Genomic DNA, 20,249 nt, shown 5'->3' with positions numbered 1-20,249 from the left:
TTAAATTTTGGACACTTGCTGATTACAAGCGAGTGATACCACTGCGGAGTGGTAGTTCAGTTGGTTAGAATACCGGCCTGTCACGCCGGGGGTCGCGGGTTCGAGTCCCGTCCACTCCGCCACTTATTTGAGAGTCGTCTCATTAAACACGAACTGCAGGGGTGTAGCTCCAATTGGCAGAGCAGCGGATTCCAAATCCGCGTGTTGGGAGTTCGAATCTCTCCACCCCTGCCATATATCAAGGCTCTGACTTAGGTCAGAGCCTTTTTCGTTTCTAGCGAATAGTTGTCGACATCTGATGCACATTGATCTTAAGAACATATTACATCGGTGACTTAAGCCATTCTATTTTCCCTTGCAATAGATTGCGTCACTAAGCTTCGGTGTATCGTTTTACCCCTTCTTACCTCTGTTCATACTCCCATTATTCTTCGTTAGTGAGCTAGTTGATTTACTACTTGATCTATATGACGTGTATAGAAAAGGTTAGTGGTTACATTGGCTTGGATGATTACTGACTTGGTTCCTGTTATTATCATGAGTTAATGCTAATAATTAGGAAGTAAGTTTATGCCACATTTTCGATTCCGTGCTGTAGAGCCGCAAGCTGTTCAGGCACTATCAAAGCCTCTGACGGATGAACTTCAGCCTCTTATGGACTGTCCGCGTGAGGATTTTACTTTTGAGTATATCTACACTACGTTTTTCAATGAGGGCGAGGTGAGTGCTGCATATCCTTTTGTCGAAGTGCTTTGGTTTGATCGTGGTCAGGAAGTACAAGATAAAGTTGCTAAGCTTATTACACAGCAAGTTTGTGGTATTGCTGGTGCGGATATTGATGTTGCAGTTATCTTTTCAGCTTTATCCCCTAAAGCTTATTACGATAATGGCGAACACTACTAAAGGCTAAAAGCTATGAAGCTGAGTTTCATTGTATCTTTGGGTTTATGTTTCTCAGCTTCTGTATACTCTACTCCTTGGGAGTCTGTTGCTAACCCTACCCGAAACTCTTCTTCCTCTATTGGTAGTTATGCCAACGGTTGTTTGGATGGCGCATTACCTTTGCCTCTTGATGGCGTTGGTTATCAAGTTTTACGTAGTAAAACGAAACGCTACTATGGGCACCCTAAAACGATAGAATTTATTGAAAACCTAGCGCTTCAAGCTCATCAAAATCTCAACACAACGCTGCTTATAGGTGATCTGTCTTTACCACGAGGAGGAAGGTTTTCTTCTGGCCATTCTAGTCACCAAACTGGGTTAGATATTGATATCTGGTTAAGACTCGCTGACCAACCGCTTTCTTATAACGAATTACAACTCCCTAAGCCAATGAGTGTGGTGGACTTAAAAGGCTATTCCATACTTAACCATCGCTGGGAAGATAGGCACTTTAGGCTGATTCGATATGCTGCACAGAGTGAGGGGGTTGCACGAATTTTTGTACATCCTGTCATTAAGGAGCAGCTTTGCTCGCAAGAAGAAGGCAAAGAACGTTCTTGGTTACGTAAAGTTCGCCCTTGGTGGGGGCATCATTACCACTTCCACGTCAGGTTATCTTGTCCTGAGTCGAGTGGCTATTGTGTTGAACAAGCTCTGCCTCCCGCTGGTGATGGTTGCGGGGTAGAGCTTGCTAGTTGGGGACCGAAAGTTAAGCCTATCGATAAGCCTCCGTCTGCGAAAGTTATTACTAAGCCCAAGCGAAAAAAAGCGATTCCACCGCAATGCCAATCACTTATCTCTACTAACTAGAGTGACTCTACAGGTTTATATTCCCTTACGTATCTCTTTTATGAAACTGGAGAAACATCATACTTTTGTCTACAGTGAATAATACCAATACAAAAACTAACCTAATTAGTTTTGGTGACATAATATAGAAATCTAAATTAAACAAAGAGTTGTAGTATAGATAAGTCGTAACTTCTCTGTTTAGAAAGATCTTTCGTCACGATACTTTGGTTTCTTAGCAATATGTCTGTCAGTTGGCTAGCGAAGCAATAACAAGGCAGACAAGTGTGTGAGGCAGGAATGGATACTTCTCCTGCTAGAAGAGTAAATCAAGGATAAAACCATGACTATGATTTGTGCAAAAGAATTTGCAGAGTGGTTAAGACACAGATTTAGCAGTGAAACAAAAGGGGTCTTATTGACTCGGGTTGATGTAAACCATCTGACAGGACGTCAGCGTCTTGATCCCGGTTTTGTTAATGATGTGCATTACGAGCTGATGCAATATGGAATGGCTTTCGTTACGGATACGAGCCGAGAAAACTTTTATCTTGTACCGGTTTCCCAAGCTGAAAATTGGCGAGATCGGTTAGAGTCTCATTTTGAAAAAGAGTTGTTTTGTAATATCTATCCTATTGAAAAGTCGGGTTAAAAAAAGGTTCAACTTTGTCTCCAAAGTTGAACCTACTTGTTCTTATGCTAACCCTTGAATAATCACGAATTTCTCCAGTAACTGCTCTTCTGTTTCTACATGATCCGGGTCTGTGATAATGCATTTTGTAATCGGGCACACTGACTGACAGGTCGGCTTTTCGTAATGTCCCTTACACTCTGTACATAGAGCTGGGTCAATTTCGAAGATGCTTTCTCCCATGCTGATTGCCCCATTGGGGCATTCGGGATCACACATGTCGCAGTTAATGCATTTGTCAGTAATGAGCAAAGCCATGATTACTTACCAGTCGGGTTACGGGTGTCCTGCCCTGAGTTTAAGTTACGCATCAATAGACCGTATTCTAAATCTAGATCTGCTGGTACTGGAATGAAGACGAAGTGACCATTCCCTTTGGCATCCTCAATAGACTCTGACTTACGGTTTTCCATCGCTTCTAGCGTGAAAACAACATTACCTTTTGGCGTCATTAGCTCAAGACTATCACCGACAAGGAATTTATTTTTCACTTCTACTTCAGCCATATCGCCACGACGTTTACCAGTGAACTCACCGACAAACTGTTGAGCATCAGAGACTGAGTAGCCGTAATCGTAATTCTGGTAGGTGTCGTGAGTATGACGACGTAGGAAGCCTTCGGTATAGCCACGGTGAGCTAGGCTCTCTAGTGTACCCATTAGGCTTTCATCAAATGGTCGGCCTGCTACAGCGTCATCAATTGCTTTGCGGTAAACCTGTGCAGTACGAGCACAGTAATAGAATGATTTAGTGCGACCTTCGATTTTCAGCGAGTGCACACCCATCTTGGTTAGGCGCTCAACATGCTGCACTGCTCGCAGGTCTTTAGAGTTCATGATGTAAGTACCATGTTCATCTTCGTACGCTGCCATTTTTTCTTCTGGACGGTGCGCTTCAGAAAGTAGAACGATTTCATCCGTTGGTTTACCACGACCAATTGTGGTTTCAGGGCGTTCGTCTTGTACTTCGACAGGCTGTGCTTCAGATGGGTCAAATTTCTCTACAATATCACCAGCGTCGTTTTCTTTGCCTTCTTCCACTTTGTATTCCCAACGGCACGCGTTGGTGCAAGTGCCTTGGTTAGGATCACGTTTGTTTATGTAACCAGAAAGTAGGCAACGACCAGAATAAGCCATGCATAATGCACCGTGAACGAATACTTCAAGTTCAGTTTCAGGACAATGCTCACGAATTTCTTCGATTTCTTCTAAAGATAGTTCGCGAGAAACGATCACACGCTCCACGCCATTAGCTGCCCAGAACTTAACAGTCGCCCAGTTTACAGCGTTTGCTTGTACAGAAAGGTGAATTGGCATTTCTGGGAAAGCTTCACGAACCATCATGATTAGGCCTGGATCTGACATGATCAATGCGTCAGGACCCATTTCTACGATTGGTTTAAGATCACGGATGAAGGTTTTTAGCTTCGAGTTGTGTGGTTGAATGTTACATACCACATAAAGCTTTTTGCCTAGAGCATGCGCTTCATCGATACCGATTTTTAGGTTTTCGTGGTTAAACTCATTGTTACGTACGCGGAGGCTGTAGCGAGGTTGGCCAGCGTAAACTGCATCTGCGCCGTAGGCGAATGCGTAACGCATGTTTTTCAGGCTTCCCGCAGGAGACAGTAGCTCAGGTACGAATGCTTTCTCAGTTGTCATTGCTCAATTCTCTTTTATCTGATCACAAGTCAGGCCAATTCCACCTAATGGAAATGGGGCGCAAATTTTACGTTAAAATGTGAACTGTGACTAGGGTAATTGTGCTTCAGATAGAAAAACGCCCTCAAAAAAAGTGAGGGCGTTATGGTTAACCTTTATACAATGTTAAGCGTTAGGATTTGGTAAGCCGCCTAGCGCATCATATAGGTTGGGTAGGAAAGCACTGAACTCCCCACACATCAGAGAGAAGTCTGCATCAAATCGAGCCGCTTGATCTTCACGTGGAATATCGTCATTTTGATCTTTCAATTCATCAGAGAATTTTAGACGCTTAATACCCGCATCTTCTGTCATGATGAATTCAATACGATCTTGCCAATTAAGTGCAAGCTTCGTTACGACTTTATCTGCTGCGATGTGGTTGCGGATTTCATCTGTGGTCAGCTCTTGCTTCTTACAACGAATCACGCCACCTTCTTCAAGCACGGATTTTAGCTCTGCTTCGTCCATCATGGTGATACCTTGAGGTGTGTCGCCCGTTTTCACCCACTCGGTTAGCGTTGTTTCAATCGCTACTTCTGGAATGGCAGGAACAACAGGTAAACTACCCATGGTTTTACGAAGTAGTGCTAATACGTCTTCCGCTTTTTTGTAGCTGCTTGCGTCAACAAGGATGAACCCTTCTTTTGGCATGATGAGCACGTGAGTGTGGCTGCTACGGCTAAATGCGCGAGGCAGTAAATCCATTACGATGTCATCTTTCAGATTGTCTTTCTCTTTCTTCTTCAGAGGACGACCTTCTTGCGCTTCCATTGCTTCTACTTTTGCATTCAATGACTCTTTGATCACTGAGGCAGGTAGCATTTTCTCTTCTTTCTTGGCGCAAATCAGAATGCGGTTTTCTGACACGTGAGTCATCATGTCGCCATGTCTACCCATTGCACTGACCCAGCCAAATTTCTGTTTATCTTGACTGCCACATGGGGTGAATCGGAATTCAGACAGTTGAGTTTCTAGTTGTTCGGCGTTGAAAGTAACCTCGCGGTTAACGCGGTATACCAGACAGTTTTTAAACCACATAAATCTTCTCTAGGCTTGATGACAAGGGACTAATCATAGGGAATTTTTGTGCTGATGTCTTAATAGAAATGAAAAATATCCGAATGAACCTCAAAAGAAAGTTATATGAAAATTTGTTTTCAAAGGTCACAAAAGTGTCATAATTGGTAGTGATAATGCTTATGCATAGAGGGGCGCTTTGTCTCTTAAATTCATTAGCTCAACGAACATAAGGTTACTCAATTATGTCTAGAAGGATTCTGGTTGTTGAAGACGAAGCTCCTATTCGCGAAATGCTGTGCTTCGTACTTGAGCAGAAAGGTTACCAAGCGGTAGAAGCGGAAGATTACGATACTGCAGTAACCAAACTGGCTGAACCCTTCCCTGATTTAGTTTTACTGGATTGGATGTTACCAGGCGGCAGCGGCATTAACTTCATCAAACACATGAAGCGAGAGGAATTAACGCGCAACATTCCAGTTGTGATGCTTACCGCTCGTGGTGAAGAAGAAGATAAAGTGCGCGGTTTAGAAGTCGGTGCGGATGACTACATTACTAAGCCATTTTCTCCTAAAGAGTTGGTTGCCCGCTTAAAAGCGGTGATTCGTCGCGTAACCCCGACCGCATTGGAAGACGTAATTGATGTGCAGGGATTGAAGCTTGATCCTGTATCACACCGTGTCACGGCTAATGATGCACCATTAGATATGGGCCCAACAGAATTTAAAATGCTGCATTTTTTCATGACGCATCAAGAGCGTGTGTACAGCCGTGAGCAGCTATTAAACAATGTTTGGGGTACTAACGTGTATGTCGAAGATCGTACGGTCGATGTTCATATTCGCCGCCTGCGTAAAGCATTGGAAGCCGCAGGTCATGATAAGCTGATCCAAACTGTTCGTGGTGCTGGATACCGCTTCTCGACAAAAGCATAAATTAACACGCAGCTTATCGGTACCATTTCTGGAGTTATGAGTGGTTGAAAGATTAACGTGGAAAAAGCTGGCCTGGGAGCTGGCTTTTTTTTACACCCCATGGGTGATAGTAGGTTGGATATTCGGTTATATGCCGTGGTTGCTTTTGGCAGCTACGGCATTGCAGCTTGTGTGGCATTTGCATAACCAAGTACGTTTATCTTCTTGGTTATGGGATGAAAAGCGCCTGACGCCACCGTCTGGTAGCGGTAACTGGGAATCTTTGTTCAATGGCTTGTATCGCTTACAGCAGCGTCAACGCCGTAAACGCAAAGAGCTTACTAATCTCATTCGCCGATTTAGAAATGGTGCGGAATCGTTACCCGATGCCGTCGTGGTGTTCCGTGCTGAAGGCAATATCGTTTGGTGTAACAAACTGGCTCAACACTTATTGGGTTTCCATTGGCCGGAAGACTCTGGTCAACCTATCTCCAACCTCATTCGTACGCCTGATTTTATCAAGTACCTCAACAAGAAAGACTTCTCTGAGCCATTGGAAATGCGTTCACCACTCAATGTCGAACGCATGCTAGAACTACGTATCGTACCGTATACCGAAGGTGAACATTTGATGGTGGTGCGTGATGTTAGCCAGTTAAAACAACTTGAGGGAATGCGCCGTAATTTCTTTGCTAACGTTTCTCATGAACTGCGTACACCAATGACGGTCCTGCAAGGTTATTTGGAGATGACAGAAGACCCTGACATGGTTGTGGGCCCAATGTGGAGCAAAGCGCATGGTGTTATGACGGAGCAGCTCAACCGCATGAACAGTTTGGTGAACCAACTACTGACGCTATCTAAAATTGAAGCGGCACCTATGCATGAGCTTGAAGAAGTCGTGAATGTACCTGCGATGCTCGAAGTACTAGAAAAAGAGGCGGTCAGCCTTAGTGGGGACAACCAACATAAATTGAAATTTGATGTTGATGCTAGCCTACGCGTACTGGGCGATGATGACCAGCTACGTAGTGCTATCTCTAACCTCGTTTATAATGCTGTCAAATACACACCGCCTGGCGCTAACATTAATGTTCGCTGGTTCCAAACATCTCAAGGCGCATGCTTAGAGGTGGAGGATAGTGGTGATGGTATAGAGCCTCAGCACCTCCACCGACTTACTGAGCGTTTTTATCGCGTCGATAAAGCAAGATCACGCGATACCGGAGGGAGTGGGTTAGGGTTGGCTATTGTGAAACATGCGCTGAGCCACCATGATTCTCATTTGGAAATTTACAGTGAAGTAGGAGTGGGTAGTAAGTTTTCTTTCGTATTACCTGAGCGTTTGGTGGTGAAATAATGGCGTTACGATTGGCAAAAACATTCAGTTTATTCGCGCTTGTTTGTTCCTGTATGGCTGTCGCTCAAGATAAGCCATTGCCGAATTATCATAAAACGACTGGGATTGTTGGGAACTTGCTCTCTGTCGGCTCCGATACGCTTGCGGGCATGACGACACTTTGGGTTGAAGAGTTTAAATCCATTTACCCGAATATTAATGCGCAAGTCCAAGCGTCTGGCTCTTCCACGGCGCCCCCTGCATTGACCGAACAAACAGCTCAGTTTGGTCCCATGAGTCGCCCGATGCGTTTAAGAGAGGTTGAAGCGTTTGAACGTGAACATGGTTACAAGCCAACGGCGCTTAGGGTTGCGATCGATGCTATCGGTATTTTTGTCCATCAAGACAATCCAATTCAAGGGCTCAGCTTTAGTCAGTTAGATGCTTTGTTTTCTGCAACACTGCGCTGTGGTGAAAGTCAATTTATCATTAACTGGCAGCAACTCGGTCTTGAATCACAGTGGGCAAAGCGCAACGTACAGTTGTTTGGTCGTAACTCCGTTTCTGGAACTTATGGTTACTTCAAAAGCAATGCCTTATGTGGCGGCGATTTTAAAACACGAGTTAATGAGCAGCCAGGCTCCGCGTCAGTTGTGCAAGCTGTTGCCTCAACCATCAGTGGAGTTGGCTATTCTGGTGTTGGTTATCGAGTAGCAGGTGTACGCTTGGTTCCGGTGGCAAAAACGGGGAATGACTATGTGACGCCAACGCGAGAACATATTGTTAGTGGTAAGTACCCACTATCACGTTACTTATATGTATATGTGAATAAGCACCCGGATTACCCATTAACACCAATAGAAGCCGAGTTTATTCGCTTTATTTTCTCCGCTCAGGGGCAAGCGTTGGTTGAGAAAGATGGTTATGTGCCCATCACGGCAGATTTTGCAGAAGAAGAGTTAAAAAAAGTCGGCCTGTAAGCCGACTTTTTGTTTAGGTATGAACAGCACGAGATCAGAAAGTGAGTGTCCACTTCGCGCTGTCCCAACGTTCTTGTTCTTCCTGCAAATCAGCATGAAGCAATTTGTTGTTTTCTAGCCATGCTTTATCTGTGCACGTAAGAATCCATTCATCATTTTTGATGGATAAAGTGATGTCAGGCAATGGATCTTCGTTACGCTGTCCATTTAATACGATAGAAAGTCGTAATATTTTGATGAGGCTTATCACGTCACTTTGTTTGTAGAGGTTGAAATCTGGCAGTTCTTGCAGTTTAAGTGCTTTGCGTTGGAAGCGGGCTAATGTTGCGAGCACTAATTGCTGTTCACGGTTGAAGCCTTGAAGAGTGGAATGCAACAGAATATAGAAAGAGTGGCGATGGAAGCTACGTAAGTTGATACTTAATCCGACTTCATGAAGCAATGCTGCCCATTCTAGTAAGTCAAATAACTCACTCTTTTTCTTAATGCCTAGTTCAGAGCACACCTGACATAACATCTCACGTGCATGGCCTTTAACACGAGCAGCATGTTCTAAGTCAACCCGGTGTTTGTTGGCTAAATTTTCAGTTGTGCGCATACGTATATCGGAGCGCGCAAAACGCTCTTCCATTTCGTACAACAGACCTTCGCGCAGAGCACCATCGGAGAAAAACATCTGCTCAATGCGAAGCGCTTTGAAAATCGCGGACAAAATCGCCACGCCTGCCGCGAATACGGGCTTACGTTCTTCTGTTAAACCTGTCAGTTCAATCTCTTCAATTGAATCAAAATTACACAGAGTTTCAATAAGCGTGTCCAGTCTCTTCGCGGTGATCAGGCCATCTTCAAAACCTAATCCTACTAGCACTTCTTGAATCGCTTTGATGGTTCCTGATGAGCCGAGAGCGATATCCCAGCCTTTTTTACGGTATGCTGAAGCGATGGACTCGAGTTTTTGCTCGGCGGCTAACATCGCTTTATTAAAGTTTTTCCCAGACAGTTTGCCGTTTTTAAAATATTGCTCTGTAAAGCTGACGCATCCCATCTGTTTACTGTTGAGAAGCTCAGGTTCAAACTCTTGTCCAATGATCATTTCGGTACTGCCGCCGCCAATATCAACGACCAACTTGGAGTTTGACTCTACTTGAGTGTGAGCGACACCTAAGTAAATCAAGCGGGCTTCTTCTTCCCCTGGGATGATTTCTATTGGGAAGGGCATCACTTCTTTCGCACGCTCAATGAATAGATGAGCATTTTTAGCGCGTCTTAGTGTGTGTGTCGCGGCGATACGCACATTCGACTCATCAAGCCCTTGCAGTCTCTCAGCGAACATGGCTAAGCACTCTAACGCACGTTCCATCGCGGAATGACTTAAGTTCAATTCACTGTCGAGTCCTGATGCTAAGCGAACACGCTGTTTATGACGGCTAACCAGTTGTAAGTCACTGCCTACAACCTTGGCCACCACCATGTGGAAACTGTTTGAGCCGAGGTCTATCGCGGCAATGTAGCGAGTATCTTGTTCAAGTATTTGAGGCATCTGAATTTTGTTTTCTAGTTTGCTTTTCTATATTTTTAAGATAGTCATAGATAGCGATTTGAGAACGAACTTTTTTGCGATTACCTCGTGGTACATAAGCGTTGCTCATTTCCTTATCTATAAAACGAGCCTTTACTGTATCGGTAAAATGGATATTCGTTATATCAATAATTCTCTGTTTCAAACGTGGATCACGGACTGGCGCCGCCACCTCAATGCGGTGATCGATATTTCTTGTCATCCAGTCAGCAGAAGAGATATAGACTTGCGGATCGCCATCGTTATGGGTAATCACCACGCGTGGGTGTTCCAAAAAGCGGTCAACAATACTGATGATGCGAATATTGTCGCTGATCCCCTCAATGCCCGGTACTAATGAGCACATGCCGCGAATGATCATATTTATTTTCACCCCCGCCGTACTTGCTCCATATAGCTTATTGACGATGCCCTTATCGACTAGGTTATTGACCTTGATCGTAAGAGCGGCTTTCTTTCCTAGCTTGGCATTCGCAATTTCATTATCAATTAAGCGGTAGATTTGGGTTCGAGAATTACGTGGAGATACCATGAGGTGGTTGAACTTCACTGGGCGGTATGGATTCTCAATATAACCGAAGACATTACGAACTTCGTTAGTGATTTCTTGATCTGCGGTAAGGAGAGAGAAGTCGGTATAAATTCGTGCCGTCTTCTCATGGAAGTTGCCTGTGCCGATGTGCGCGTAGCGAATAATTTCTTCACCTTCACGGCGACTGATCATCAGTAGCTTTGAGTGAATCTTAAGGCCAGGCGCTCCGAAGATGACGTGCACACCAGCTTCGGTCAACACTTTTGACCATTCGATATTGGCTTCTTCATCAAAGCGAGCCTGCAGCTCCACGACCACGGTGACGTTTTTGCCGTTGTGCACGGCATCAATTAACGAGTTCATCAAGCGAGAATCTTTCGCGACACGGTAAATATTAATCTTGATACTAAGCACTTTCGGATCGAAGGAGGCTTGGCGTACCAACTCACTAATGTGGTCAAAAGTGTGGTAGGGGTAATAGAGTAGAATATCTTTCGCTTTAATCGCATCAAAGCTGTTAGCGTAACCTTCGAAATCGGCGCATTTCATTGGCGGAAGCGGTTTATTTTCAAGGTACTCTCGCCCAACATTTGGAAACGCAATGAAGTCTTTAAAATTGTGATAGCGGCCGCCGGGAATAAGGTTATCGTAATTAGAGATATTGAGCTTGTTACAAAGAAACTCTAGCATTTGGGGCGGCATATCACGTTCGTAGACGAAGCGAACGGGCTTTGCTGTCAGTCGCTGATTGACACCCTCTGACATTTGTTCAAGCAAGCTGTACTCGATTTCATTGCGTAAATCGTATTCGGCGTCACGCGTCATTTTCATCGCATAGCCGCTAAGCTCATCATAATCAAAAAAGCCTTTGAACAGCTCGTCCAAACAATGGCGGATAATATTATCAAGTAAGATGATGGTTTTTCGACGCTTTCCTTTCTGTTCTGGTACCATCACAAAGCGGGGAAGGTGATCGGTCGGAATTTCGATCAGAGCGTATTGGTAATGTTCTTCTTTACGTAGCTCTACGGCGATGTAAGCGTACTCGTCTTTGAGAAATTGCAGAACATCGATCTCATCTTTCATTAGCAGAGGAGTGATATGCGGCATGACCTCTCTACGGAAGTATTTCGCGATCCACTTTTGTTGCGATTCATCCAGTTGTTGCTCGTTGACCAAGAAAATGCGACGTCGCGCCATTTCTCGAATCAATTCGCTGTAAAGCTCATCAAATTGTTCGTTAAGCTTGAGTGCTTTCGACTGCATTTTGGTTAACAGTCGTTTAGGGCTATCACTGCCACCGCGCTCTTGGCTGATTAGGATTCTGCGCTTCACGTCCGCAAAGCGTACTTTGTAAAATTCATCTAAATTGTTGGAAAAGATCCCAAGAAAGCGAATACGTTCGATCAAAGGGACGGTTTTATCGGCAGCTTCTTGTAATACTCGTTCGTTGAAAGACAACCAACTAAGTTCTTTTTCTATATATAGTTTTTCTGCGCTCATAACCTTACCTAGCCAAAAGTGAAGTAATACGTACTCATCTTGGAAAAATGGATGAGTGAGAACATTATGAGATTTTCATTACAGATTTATTTCATACCACGCATTGCATAAGAGTTGTATTCTTTTCAGGTGTTTAATGTGATCTGTAATATAATTGTCATCTTAACGACATATTCTAGTACTAAGTCAAAAAAGGTAGAGATTTAAATGGCACAAGCCGAGTTTTCATTGCAGGAAAAAGATAAGAAACGACTGATAAAAGATCGTTTAGTTCGACTTGCAGTGACATCCGGTGGTGTCGGCGTACTCGCGGCGCTTATTTTGATCTTTGTCTACCTCGCCATGGTGATCATTCCGCTTTTTTCTGATGCGGAGATCAAAACCAACCAAGCCATTCGAGCCTCCCATATTGAAACACCACTGGCGATTTCTGTGGATGATTACGCTCAGCTCGCGTTCGTTCTAACCCAAAGTGGTGAGATTCAATATTTGTCGATGGACGATCCTACGAAGCCTGCGGTGTATAAACAGCAAATCGTCCAGGAACCCGTCGCTTTCTCTCAATCTGCTCCTGGACTAGGTTGGTATGGGTTTGTTGATGGGCAGAGTAAAGCGCACCTTTTCAAGCCTGAATTTAATGCCACGTTGAGAGAAAATACACGTCCTCCGGAAGTGATTGAGCTAGACACCAGCATGGATCTGACGCTGAGTACGCCTCAAGATCCTGTGACTCAGTTTGTGTTTGCAGCTTCAACGCCCTTACCAACAATTGTTTGGCAGACACAAAGCGGTGAAGTGAAGGCTCGTTGGCAAGTGGCTTCGTCTTTGGGTACGCCTCCGACAACGATCGATTTTACGTTCTCTTCAGGCTTTGATGCACCTCAGCAAATGTTATTGACACCTGATGGTGAAACGCTTTATTTGCGCGATGGCTCTGAGTTGATCGTGTTAAAGAAAACCGCACGTAAATTTGCTGTGCGAGAGGTGGTCGACCTCACTCAAGGTGATAAGAAGCACTCCGTTCGTACAATGGACCTACTGGCTGGTGCTTACTCGCTTTTGGTGACACACAACGATGGTCGGGTGTCGCAATGGTTTGACACGCTGCAAGAAGAGAGACGCACGTTAACGCATATTCGTGATTTTAAATTGGCATCAGAGCTTAAGTATTTGTTGCCGGATTCTCATCGCAAAGGATTTTATAGCTTTTACACCAACGGCACGTTGCAAAGCCATTATACAACCAGTGAAAAACTGGTGTTGTTTAAGCGTGCGTACAATCAAGCGCCCGCAATCGCAGCAATGTCTAACAATGAACGCTACTTAATCACTTGGCAAAATAATGCGTTAAATGTTGCGGAAGTGGACAATGCCTATCCGGAAATTTCATTGTCCTCATTATGGCAAGAAGTGTGGTACGAAGGGTATCCTGAGCCTGAATATGTGTGGCAATCGACTTCGGCGAGCGATAACTTTGAGGCTAAGTTCAGCCTAGTACCTATTGCGTTTGGGACGATAAAAGCGGCGATGTTTGCGATGCTGTTTTCAGTACCGCTCGCAGTGCTAGGTGCTATTTATACGGCTTACTTTATGTCGCCACGCATGCGTCGTGTCGTAAAACCGTCGATTGAGCTAATGGAAGCACTGCCGACGGTGATCATTGGTTTCCTAGCGGGGCTGTGGTTCGCGCCTATTGTCGAAGATCACCTGATTACGATCGTCGTCATGCTGTTTGTTTTGCCCTTGAGCACCATGATTATGGGCGGGCTATGGGCATTAATACCGCAACCTTTGCGGAATCGTCTGCCTAATGGTTGGCATGCATTAGTGCTCATGCCTGTCATATTGGTACTGATTGGGCTTGGAGTGTGGATTTCGCCTACGATTGAGCAGACGTTCTTTGGTGGCGATATGCGCTTGTTCTTAACCGAGCATGGCATTGGTTACGATCAACGTAATGCATTGGTGGTGGGGTTAGCGATGGGGTTTGCTGTTATCCCGACGATCTTTACCATTGCCGAAGATGCCATTTTCTCTGTACCGAAGCATTTATCGGATGGCTCTTTGGCATTAGGGGCCACGCCTTGGCAAACTTTAATCTATGTTGTCTTGCTTACTGCAAGCCCAGGTATTTTTTCTGCCATTATGATGGGCCTGGGACGCGCTGTTGGCGAAACCATGATTGTGTTAATGGCAACGGGCAATACGCCATTAATGGATTGGAATATTTTGGAAGGATTGCGCAGCCTGTCGGCGACCATCGCCGTTGAGTTGCCAGAGTCGGAAGTTGGAAGTTCGCATTATCGCCTGCTGTTCCTAGCTGCATTGATTTTGTTTGTGTTTACGTTTGCAGTAAACGCGCTTGCGGAGTGGGTTCGTCAGAGACTGAGAGACAAGTACCGTGCGTTGTAATAATGGTTTGAATAAAGAGCGAGTAAAGAGCGAGTAATAACGTGTTAAATTGGATTCGTTCTGGCGCACCGTGGATATGGCTAACAGGCGGTGCAGTCAGCATCAGTTTGTTGTCGGTATTAGGGTTGTTACTCCTTATCGGCTGGAAAGGCCTGACTTACTTTTGGCCAGCTCCCTTGTATCAGTGGAATGTTGCAGCATTGACGCCTGTACAAGGCGAAGTGCTACATGAAAATACTATTCTGATTGGTCAAGTGTATGAACGCAGCTTTGTACCGAAGAGTTATCTGCCTGAAAGCGCGGCGCAGCAATTAGAAGACGATGAAGACTTTGCCACGCGACTCAGTATCAAAATCGCTAACCGAGAGTTGTATCCCGCCGATTTTATCTCCGTATTGCAAATGCAGTTGGATGAGCCCACGACGCCAAAAGAGTGGGCAGTGATCGAGCGAAGTAGTGGCGGTTACTTTTTTGGTAAGCTGGTGGCGTTTCAGGATGGAGACAACTTATACACCAACGATATTCAATCCGTCTTGAACAAAAAACTGGATGATGCAGGAACTCTGCGCCATGAGATTGACTCTTTGGTTGTCGATCAGCTTAAAGAGCTTGGTTGGAAGCTAGAGCAGTTGCGATTAGAAAAGCGCAAGCATGAGTTGAATGACACGCTGACAGAAAGCTTCTTAAAGGAAAATCAGACGAAAAAAGAGCGGATAGAGAAAGCTCTGGCGACGTTAGATTTACAGCTTGATGGCTTACGATTACAGCTTTCTGGCTATGCCCTGATTGTCGAGGATATGACGGGCTCACAAGTATCGATTCCGCTCGAAGACATTTTGGACTACTGGTACCCAAACCAAATGTCACTGCCTGATAAAGTCATGCACTGGGGGAAGCAGGTTTGGAAGTTTTTATCTGAAGATCCAAGAGAGTCGAACTCTGAAGGAGGCGTGTTCCCTGCGATATTTGGTACGGTTTTCTTAGTACTTATCATGTCGATCATTGTGATGCCACTTGGGGTGATCGCTGCTATCTATCTGCATGAATACGCTAAGAACAACGCTCTAACCAGGGTTATTCGTATTGCGGTTATAAACCTAGCGGGTGTTCCATCGATTGTTTATGGCGTGTTTGGTTTAGGCTTCTTTGTTTATACGATTGGTGCCTCTATCGACAACGTATTCTATGCTGAGAAGCTACCGGCACCAACCTTTGGTACGCCGGGTTTGTTATGGTCTGCACTAACTCTTGCCGTGCTGACGCTTCCAGTTGTGATTGTGACGACAGAAGAAGGTTTAACTCGTATTCCGAGCTCAGTACGACATGGTTCTCTGGCGCTTGGTGCAACTCAGTTCGAAACACTATGGCGTGTGGTTTTACCTATGGCGACGCCAGCTATTATCACAGGTTTGATCCTTGCGATTGCACGTGCAGCTGGCGAAGTAGCGCCACTGATGCTGGTGGGGGTCGTGAAATTGGCATCCAGTTTACCGGTTGACGGGCAATTCCCTTATGTGCATTTGGATAGAAAGTTCATGCATTTAGGTTTTCACATTTACGATGTTGGCTTTCAAACCTCCAACATCGAAGCGGCGCGACCATTAGTTTATGCTACCTCTTTCTTACTTGTGACAGTGATTGTCGGGCTAAACTTAACAGCAATCAGTATTCGCAATAATTTACGAGAAAAATACAGAACGTTAGGACAAGATTAAGTATGTTTAATTTTGATAGTACATTAGGTTATGAGCCACCATTGGACGTTCATAATTTAACGGATGAACAAACAGCCATCTCAATCGAGAACCTTAATCTGTTCTATGGTCAAACTCAGGCGCTGCATGATATTTCGATGCGAATTCCCAAAGGGCGAGTCACCGCTTTTATCGGTCCTTCAGGGTGTGGAAAGTCGACGTTATTACGTTGCATCAATCGCATGAACGACTTAGTGGAAGGGTGTCGAGTCACAGGCAAAGTGCGTCTACATGGCAAGAATGTTTATCATCCCAATGTCGATGTTGCGACACTTCGACGCCGAGTGGGGATGGTGTTTCAAAGACCCAATCCATTTCCTAAGTCTATTTATGAAAACGTAGTTTATGGCTTACGCTTACAAGGTGTAAAAAACAGCCGCAGTTTAGATGACGCAGTGGAGCGATCCTTGCGCTCGGCGGCGTTGTGGGATGAGGTCAAAGACCGCTTGCATGAGAACGCATTTGGTTTATCTGGTGGTCAGCAACAGCGCTTGGTCATTGCGCGCGCGGTGGCGATTGAGCCGGAAGTCCTGTTATTGGATGAGCCGACATCAGCGTTGGATCCAATCTCAACTTTAACTATTGAAGAGCTTATCAATGAGCTTAAGACTCAATATACTGTCGTTATCGTTACCCATAACATGCAGCAAGCGGCGCGAGTGAGTGATCACACCGCATTCATTCATATGGGTAAGTTAATTGAATACTCTGACGCGGACTCGATCTTCACCTCGCCAATGAAGAAACAGACCGAAGATTACATTACGGGTCGATACGGTTAAGTCGCGACTCTATACGGAATAAGGAACATCATGCACTTTGGACGTCATATTTCAGGACAATTCAACGTAGAGCTAGAATCGATTCGTACTCATGTATTAACCATGGGTGGCTTGGTAGAACAGCAGCTTTCGTATGCTATTCAAGCCTTGCATAAAGAAGACATCGAACTGGCGCGTAAGGTTGTGCGTGACGATCATAAAGTGAATGCAATGGAAGTCTCGATCGATGACGCCTGCACACGCATTATTGCTAAGCGTCAGCCAACGGCAAAAGACTTGCGCTTAATCATGGCTATCATCAAAACGATCACTGATTTAGAACGTATCGGTGACGTGGCGACACGCATTGCTTACGTTGCCATTGAAAGCCCATCATCAAAAGAACGACAGTTCCAAGTGTCGTTAGAGCCTCTCTGCCGTCAGGCAATTAATATGCTGCATCAGGTTTTGGATGCGTTTGCCCGCATGGATGTAGAAGCGGCAGCAGAGGTGCACAAACAAGATGACAAGCTAGACGCCGAATATGAAGCGGTAATTCGTCAGTTGATGACCTACATGATGGAAGACCCAAAAAATATCCCCAATATTCTGCAAGTGATGTGGTCTGCACGCGCGATTGAACGCGTGGGGGACCGTTGCCAGAACATCTGTGAATACATTATTTACTTCGTGAAAGGGAAAGATGTACGCCATCTAGGTGATCAAAGCATTGATGACGTACTGAAGTAACTGATTTCAATAAATAGACCAGCTTTTAGTCTGGTTTATTTATTAGGGAGAGGGAAAGCACGTCAATATTTATCGGGCACGAAGGTCTGATCATCAATGGGCGCTCTGACGTAACCTTCTTTATTGAGTTCAGGTAATTCGATGGGTGAGTACTCAAGTGCTTTGTAATCAATCTGGCTTAGTAAATGACTGATACAGTTCAAGCGCGCTTTCTTTTTATCATCAGAAGGGACGACCCACCAAGGGCAGTTTTTCGTGTCTGTATAGGCAAACATCTTATCTTTTGCTTCCGAATACTCCGCCCAGCGATGACGTGACTCCAAATCCATTGGGCTGAATTTCCAACGTTTGATCGGCGTATTAATTCGGCCTAGAAAACGTTTTTCCTGCTCTTCGTCTGAAACCGAAAACCAATACTTAATCAGAATAATCCCAGAGCGTTGCAACATTCTTTCGAATTCAGGGCAAGAGCGTAAAAACTCTTCGTATTCGTTTGGAGTACAGAACTCCATGACTTTTTCGACACCTGCTCGGTTATACCAACTTCGGTCAAATAAAACGATTTCACCAGCAGATGGTAAATGAGCGACGTAACGTTGGAAGTACCATTGCGTTTTTTCTTTTTCTGTCGGTGCAGGCAGAGCGACCACGCGACAAACACGCGGGTTTAGCTTTTCTGTGATGCGTTTAATCACCCCGCCTTTGCCCGCAGCATCACGGCCTTCAAACAGAACCACCACTTTTAACCCTTTGTGTTTGACCCACTCTTGAAGTTTTACGAGCTCAACTTGAAGGTTTTTGAGCTCCTTTTCGTATTCCTTTTTCTTCAATTTAGACATACACCTTTCCTCACTCCTTGATAAACAATATGTTAGCACTCAAAAGCTATGCGTGTGAGGTTACGGTGGTCTATTTGAGAGCTGCTACGACATCGGTAATGGCTTGTGTACTTGTGATGGGGATTAAGAAATCATCGACATCAGTTGCGCCCATTTTGCTTTGTTCAGCAACAAAGCTCATTTTACTAGGTCGAGTCGTTTTGCCTGACAGATGGATTTCAGGAACTTGAGTGTCTTCTACTAATGCACGTACGTTACTCGCATTAACGCCAGCACCCGCCATGATTGCAATGCGTCCTTGGGCTTGTTCAACAAGAGATTTAAGTACTTTCTGGCCTGCTGGCGCAGAAGGTGCGAGCCCTGAAGTGAGAATGCGTTCGCAGCCCAAACTGATGACCTCTTCCAATGCTGATTGAGCGTTTCTACATTGATCAAAAGCACGATGGAACGTTATGCCCAGCCCTAATTCCTGTGCGAATTCGCACAGTGCTGTTGCAAAGGGCATGTGGATATCCCCCTCTTGGGTGAGTACACCTAAAACCACACCATCCAAGCCCGATTGGTGAGCAGCTTCAATATCCCAACGCATCATTTCGATCTCTTCTTCACAGTAGAAGAAGTCACCTTGGCGTGGGCGAATCATGGCATAAACCGGAATAGTCGAAAGCTTAGCGGCTTGCTGCATAAAGCCATAGCTGGGTGTTAGCCCGCCTAAAGCCAAAGAGGAGCAAAGCTCAATCCGAGTGGCGCCGCCAGCAATGGCGTAGTGCAGAGATTCAATATTATCGATACAGACTTCTAGGTGAGTAACCACGTTCATTCATCCTGCTAACGTTACAAATAAGTGTTGTGGCTAAGATATTAACAGGGCCAGTAAGCAGAATCTGTATGGAGGGCATGAGAAATAGAGGTAAAGTTTACGCTGCAGCGTTACCTCATTTTGGCGGTTTATCTGAAGGTAAAAGAAAGCCCAGAGCATTTGCTCTGGGCTTTGATAGGACTTTACTTAGACTGATTGGCGTTTGCGGTTTTCCGCATTAGCTTTTTGCTTTATATACATCCAACCATCACACCCGTTGAGCTAGGGGGAAGGTCTATTATTTTTTGCCTAGGTCAGCTGCGTGCTCAGATAGGAACGCTGCAACACCTTTTGGAGATGCGTCCATACCTGCTTTACCTTCTTCCCATTGTGCAGGACATACTTCGCCGTGCTTCTGGTGGAAGTTAAGAGCGTCAACCATGCGTAGCATTTCGTCGATGTTACGGCCTAGTGGTAGGTCGTTAACTACTTGGTGACGTACAACGCCTTCTTCGTCGATTAGGAAAGAACCACGGAAAGCAACGCCTGCTTCTGGGTGCTCAACGTCGTAAGCTTTACAGATTTCGTGCTTAACGTCAGCAACTAGTGGGTACTTAACTTGACCGATACCGCCATCTTCGATAGCAGTGTTACGCCATGCGTTGTGAGAGAACTGAGAATCGATAGAAACACCGATTACTTCAACACCTTTAGCTTGGAAATCAGCTAGACGGTTGTCGAATGCGATTAGCTCAGATGGGCAAACGAAAGTGAAATCTAGTGGGTAGAAGAATACTACTGCTTTCTTACCTTTAGTGAACTCTGCAAAGTTGAAGTTTTCAACGATTTCACCGTTACCTAGAACAGCTGCTGCAGTAAAATCAGGGGCTTGACGACCTACTAGTACCATTTTTTTGCTCCTAAAAAGTATGGTTAGTTCCAAAC

The 20,249-nt window shown here is 45.0% G+C and carries 18 protein-coding genes and 2 tRNA genes; 12 read left to right on the top strand and 8 right to left on the bottom strand.

Translation table 11 applies throughout. From position 1 onward, the window contains the following. Window positions 1-45 precede the first annotated feature (45 nt). The 5 genes from L3V30_RS20140 (at window position 46) to L3V30_RS20120 (ending at window position 2,383) form a co-directional block, all read left to right on the top strand. A tRNA-Asp gene (locus L3V30_RS20140) sits at window positions 46-122 on the top strand. 35 nt (window positions 123-157) lie between these two features. Beyond that, window positions 158-234, top strand: a tRNA-Trp gene (locus L3V30_RS20135). Window positions 235-570: 336 nt separating this feature from the next. Beyond that, window positions 571-903 carry a DUF1904 domain-containing protein gene (locus L3V30_RS20130; RefSeq protein ID WP_237309654.1) on the top strand — a complete coding sequence of 111 codons (333 nt, stop codon included), beginning with the start codon at window positions 571-573 and terminating at the stop codon, window positions 901-903. A gap of 12 nt (window positions 904-915) precedes the next feature. Beyond that, complete coding sequence (gene mepA / locus L3V30_RS20125; RefSeq protein ID WP_237309653.1) at window positions 916-1,752, top strand: penicillin-insensitive murein endopeptidase; 837 nt, start codon at window positions 916-918, stop codon at window positions 1,750-1,752. Between the two features lie 322 nt (window positions 1,753-2,074). Then, window positions 2,075-2,383 (top strand): hypothetical protein, encoded by a 309-nt coding sequence (locus L3V30_RS20120; protein ID WP_005391608.1) that lies wholly within the window; start codon window positions 2,075-2,077, stop codon window positions 2,381-2,383. Window positions 2,384-2,425: 42 nt separating this feature from the next. Here L3V30_RS20120 and L3V30_RS20115 read toward each other — a convergent pair whose 3' ends face one another. The 3 genes from L3V30_RS20115 to rdgC form a co-directional block, all read right to left on the bottom strand. Next, window positions 2,426-2,680 carry a YfhL family 4Fe-4S dicluster ferredoxin gene (locus tag L3V30_RS20115; RefSeq protein WP_031780214.1) on the bottom strand — a complete coding sequence of 85 codons (255 nt, stop codon included), beginning with the start codon at window positions 2,678-2,680 and terminating at the stop codon, window positions 2,426-2,428. Between the two features lie 2 nt (window positions 2,681-2,682). Next, window positions 2,683-4,083 (bottom strand): tRNA 5-hydroxyuridine modification protein YegQ, encoded by a 1,401-nt coding sequence (gene yegQ, locus L3V30_RS20110; RefSeq protein ID WP_237309652.1) that lies wholly within the window; start codon window positions 4,081-4,083, stop codon window positions 2,683-2,685. A gap of 165 nt (window positions 4,084-4,248) precedes the next feature. Beyond that, window positions 4,249-5,163, bottom strand: coding sequence for a recombination-associated protein RdgC (gene rdgC / locus L3V30_RS20105; RefSeq protein ID WP_005391604.1), 915 nt, complete (start codon window positions 5,161-5,163; stop codon window positions 4,249-4,251). Window positions 5,164-5,387: 224 nt separating this feature from the next. Between rdgC and phoB the strand changes: the two genes are divergently transcribed. The 3 genes from phoB to L3V30_RS20090 are packed head-to-tail and all read left to right on the top strand — an operon-like array spanning window position 5,388 to window position 8,375. Continuing rightward, window positions 5,388-6,077 (top strand): phosphate regulon transcriptional regulator PhoB, encoded by a 690-nt coding sequence (phoB, locus tag L3V30_RS20100; protein ID WP_005381752.1) that lies wholly within the window; start codon window positions 5,388-5,390, stop codon window positions 6,075-6,077. Window positions 6,078-6,117: 40 nt separating this feature from the next. Next, window positions 6,118-7,416, top strand: a complete 1,299-nt coding sequence (gene phoR / locus L3V30_RS20095; RefSeq protein ID WP_139060323.1) for a phosphate regulon sensor histidine kinase PhoR — start codon at window positions 6,118-6,120, stop codon at window positions 7,414-7,416. Further along, window positions 7,416-8,375 carry a phosphate ABC transporter substrate-binding protein gene (locus L3V30_RS20090; protein ID WP_237309651.1) on the top strand — a complete coding sequence of 320 codons (960 nt, stop codon included), beginning with the start codon at window positions 7,416-7,418 and terminating at the stop codon, window positions 8,373-8,375. The genes phoR and L3V30_RS20090 overlap by 1 nt, the downstream gene beginning before the upstream one ends. Window positions 8,376-8,409: 34 nt before the next feature. On the opposite strand, the gene ppx is transcribed toward L3V30_RS20090, so the two are convergent. Next, window positions 8,410-9,915 (bottom strand): exopolyphosphatase, encoded by a 1,506-nt coding sequence (ppx, locus tag L3V30_RS20085; RefSeq protein ID WP_237309649.1) that lies wholly within the window; start codon window positions 9,913-9,915, stop codon window positions 8,410-8,412. After that, complete coding sequence (gene ppk1 / locus L3V30_RS20080) at window positions 9,899-11,989, bottom strand: polyphosphate kinase 1 (RefSeq protein ID WP_005391598.1); 2,091 nt, start codon at window positions 11,987-11,989, stop codon at window positions 9,899-9,901. The genes ppx and ppk1 overlap by 17 nt, the downstream gene beginning before the upstream one ends. A 207-nt stretch (window positions 11,990-12,196) precedes the next feature. Between ppk1 and L3V30_RS20075 the strand changes: the two genes are divergently transcribed. Genes L3V30_RS20075 through phoU form a run of 4 tightly spaced genes read left to right on the top strand, consistent with a single transcriptional unit; the run spans window position 12,197 to window position 17,666 of the window. Then, the gene (locus L3V30_RS20075; protein WP_237309647.1) at window positions 12,197-14,401 is read left to right on the top strand and encodes an ABC transporter permease subunit; all 2,205 of its coding nucleotides are present in this window, start codon (window positions 12,197-12,199) and stop codon (window positions 14,399-14,401) included. 41 nt (window positions 14,402-14,442) lie between these two features. Next, a complete protein-coding gene (gene pstA, locus L3V30_RS20070) occupies window positions 14,443-16,116 on the top strand; it encodes a phosphate ABC transporter permease PstA (RefSeq protein WP_237309646.1) in 1,674 nt (557 codons plus the stop codon). A 2-nt stretch (window positions 16,117-16,118) separates the two neighbouring features. Beyond that, window positions 16,119-16,937: a phosphate ABC transporter ATP-binding protein PstB gene (gene pstB, locus L3V30_RS20065; protein WP_005381745.1), complete on the top strand. Its 819-nt coding sequence runs from the start codon at window positions 16,119-16,121 to the stop codon at window positions 16,935-16,937. 30 nt (window positions 16,938-16,967) lie between these two features. After that, window positions 16,968-17,666: a phosphate signaling complex protein PhoU gene (gene phoU, locus L3V30_RS20060; protein WP_005381744.1), complete on the top strand. Its 699-nt coding sequence runs from the start codon at window positions 16,968-16,970 to the stop codon at window positions 17,664-17,666. A gap of 62 nt (window positions 17,667-17,728) precedes the next feature. Here the strand turns inward: phoU and ppk2 are convergent, their stop codons facing one another. The 3 genes from ppk2 to L3V30_RS20045 form a co-directional block, all read right to left on the bottom strand. Further along, on the bottom strand, window positions 17,729-18,505 hold the full coding sequence (ppk2, locus tag L3V30_RS20055; protein WP_170892550.1) for a polyphosphate kinase 2: 777 nt from the start codon (window positions 18,503-18,505) through the stop codon (window positions 17,729-17,731). Window positions 18,506-18,575: 70 nt separating this feature from the next. Beyond that, window positions 18,576-19,325, bottom strand: coding sequence for a copper homeostasis protein CutC (locus tag L3V30_RS20050; protein WP_237309645.1), 750 nt, complete (start codon window positions 19,323-19,325; stop codon window positions 18,576-18,578). 277 nt (window positions 19,326-19,602) lie between these two features. Then, window positions 19,603-20,214, bottom strand: a complete 612-nt coding sequence (locus L3V30_RS20045) for a peroxiredoxin C (protein WP_005381738.1) — start codon at window positions 20,212-20,214, stop codon at window positions 19,603-19,605. Between the last annotated feature and the right edge of the window lie 35 nt (window positions 20,215-20,249).

Source organism: Vibrio sp. A1-1 (assembly GCF_021728175.1).
GTDB lineage: Bacteria > Pseudomonadota > Gammaproteobacteria > Enterobacterales > Vibrionaceae > Vibrio > Vibrio diabolicus.
Note: the sequence above shows the minus strand (reverse complement) of the source record. Positions and strands in the feature narration are given on the sequence as shown.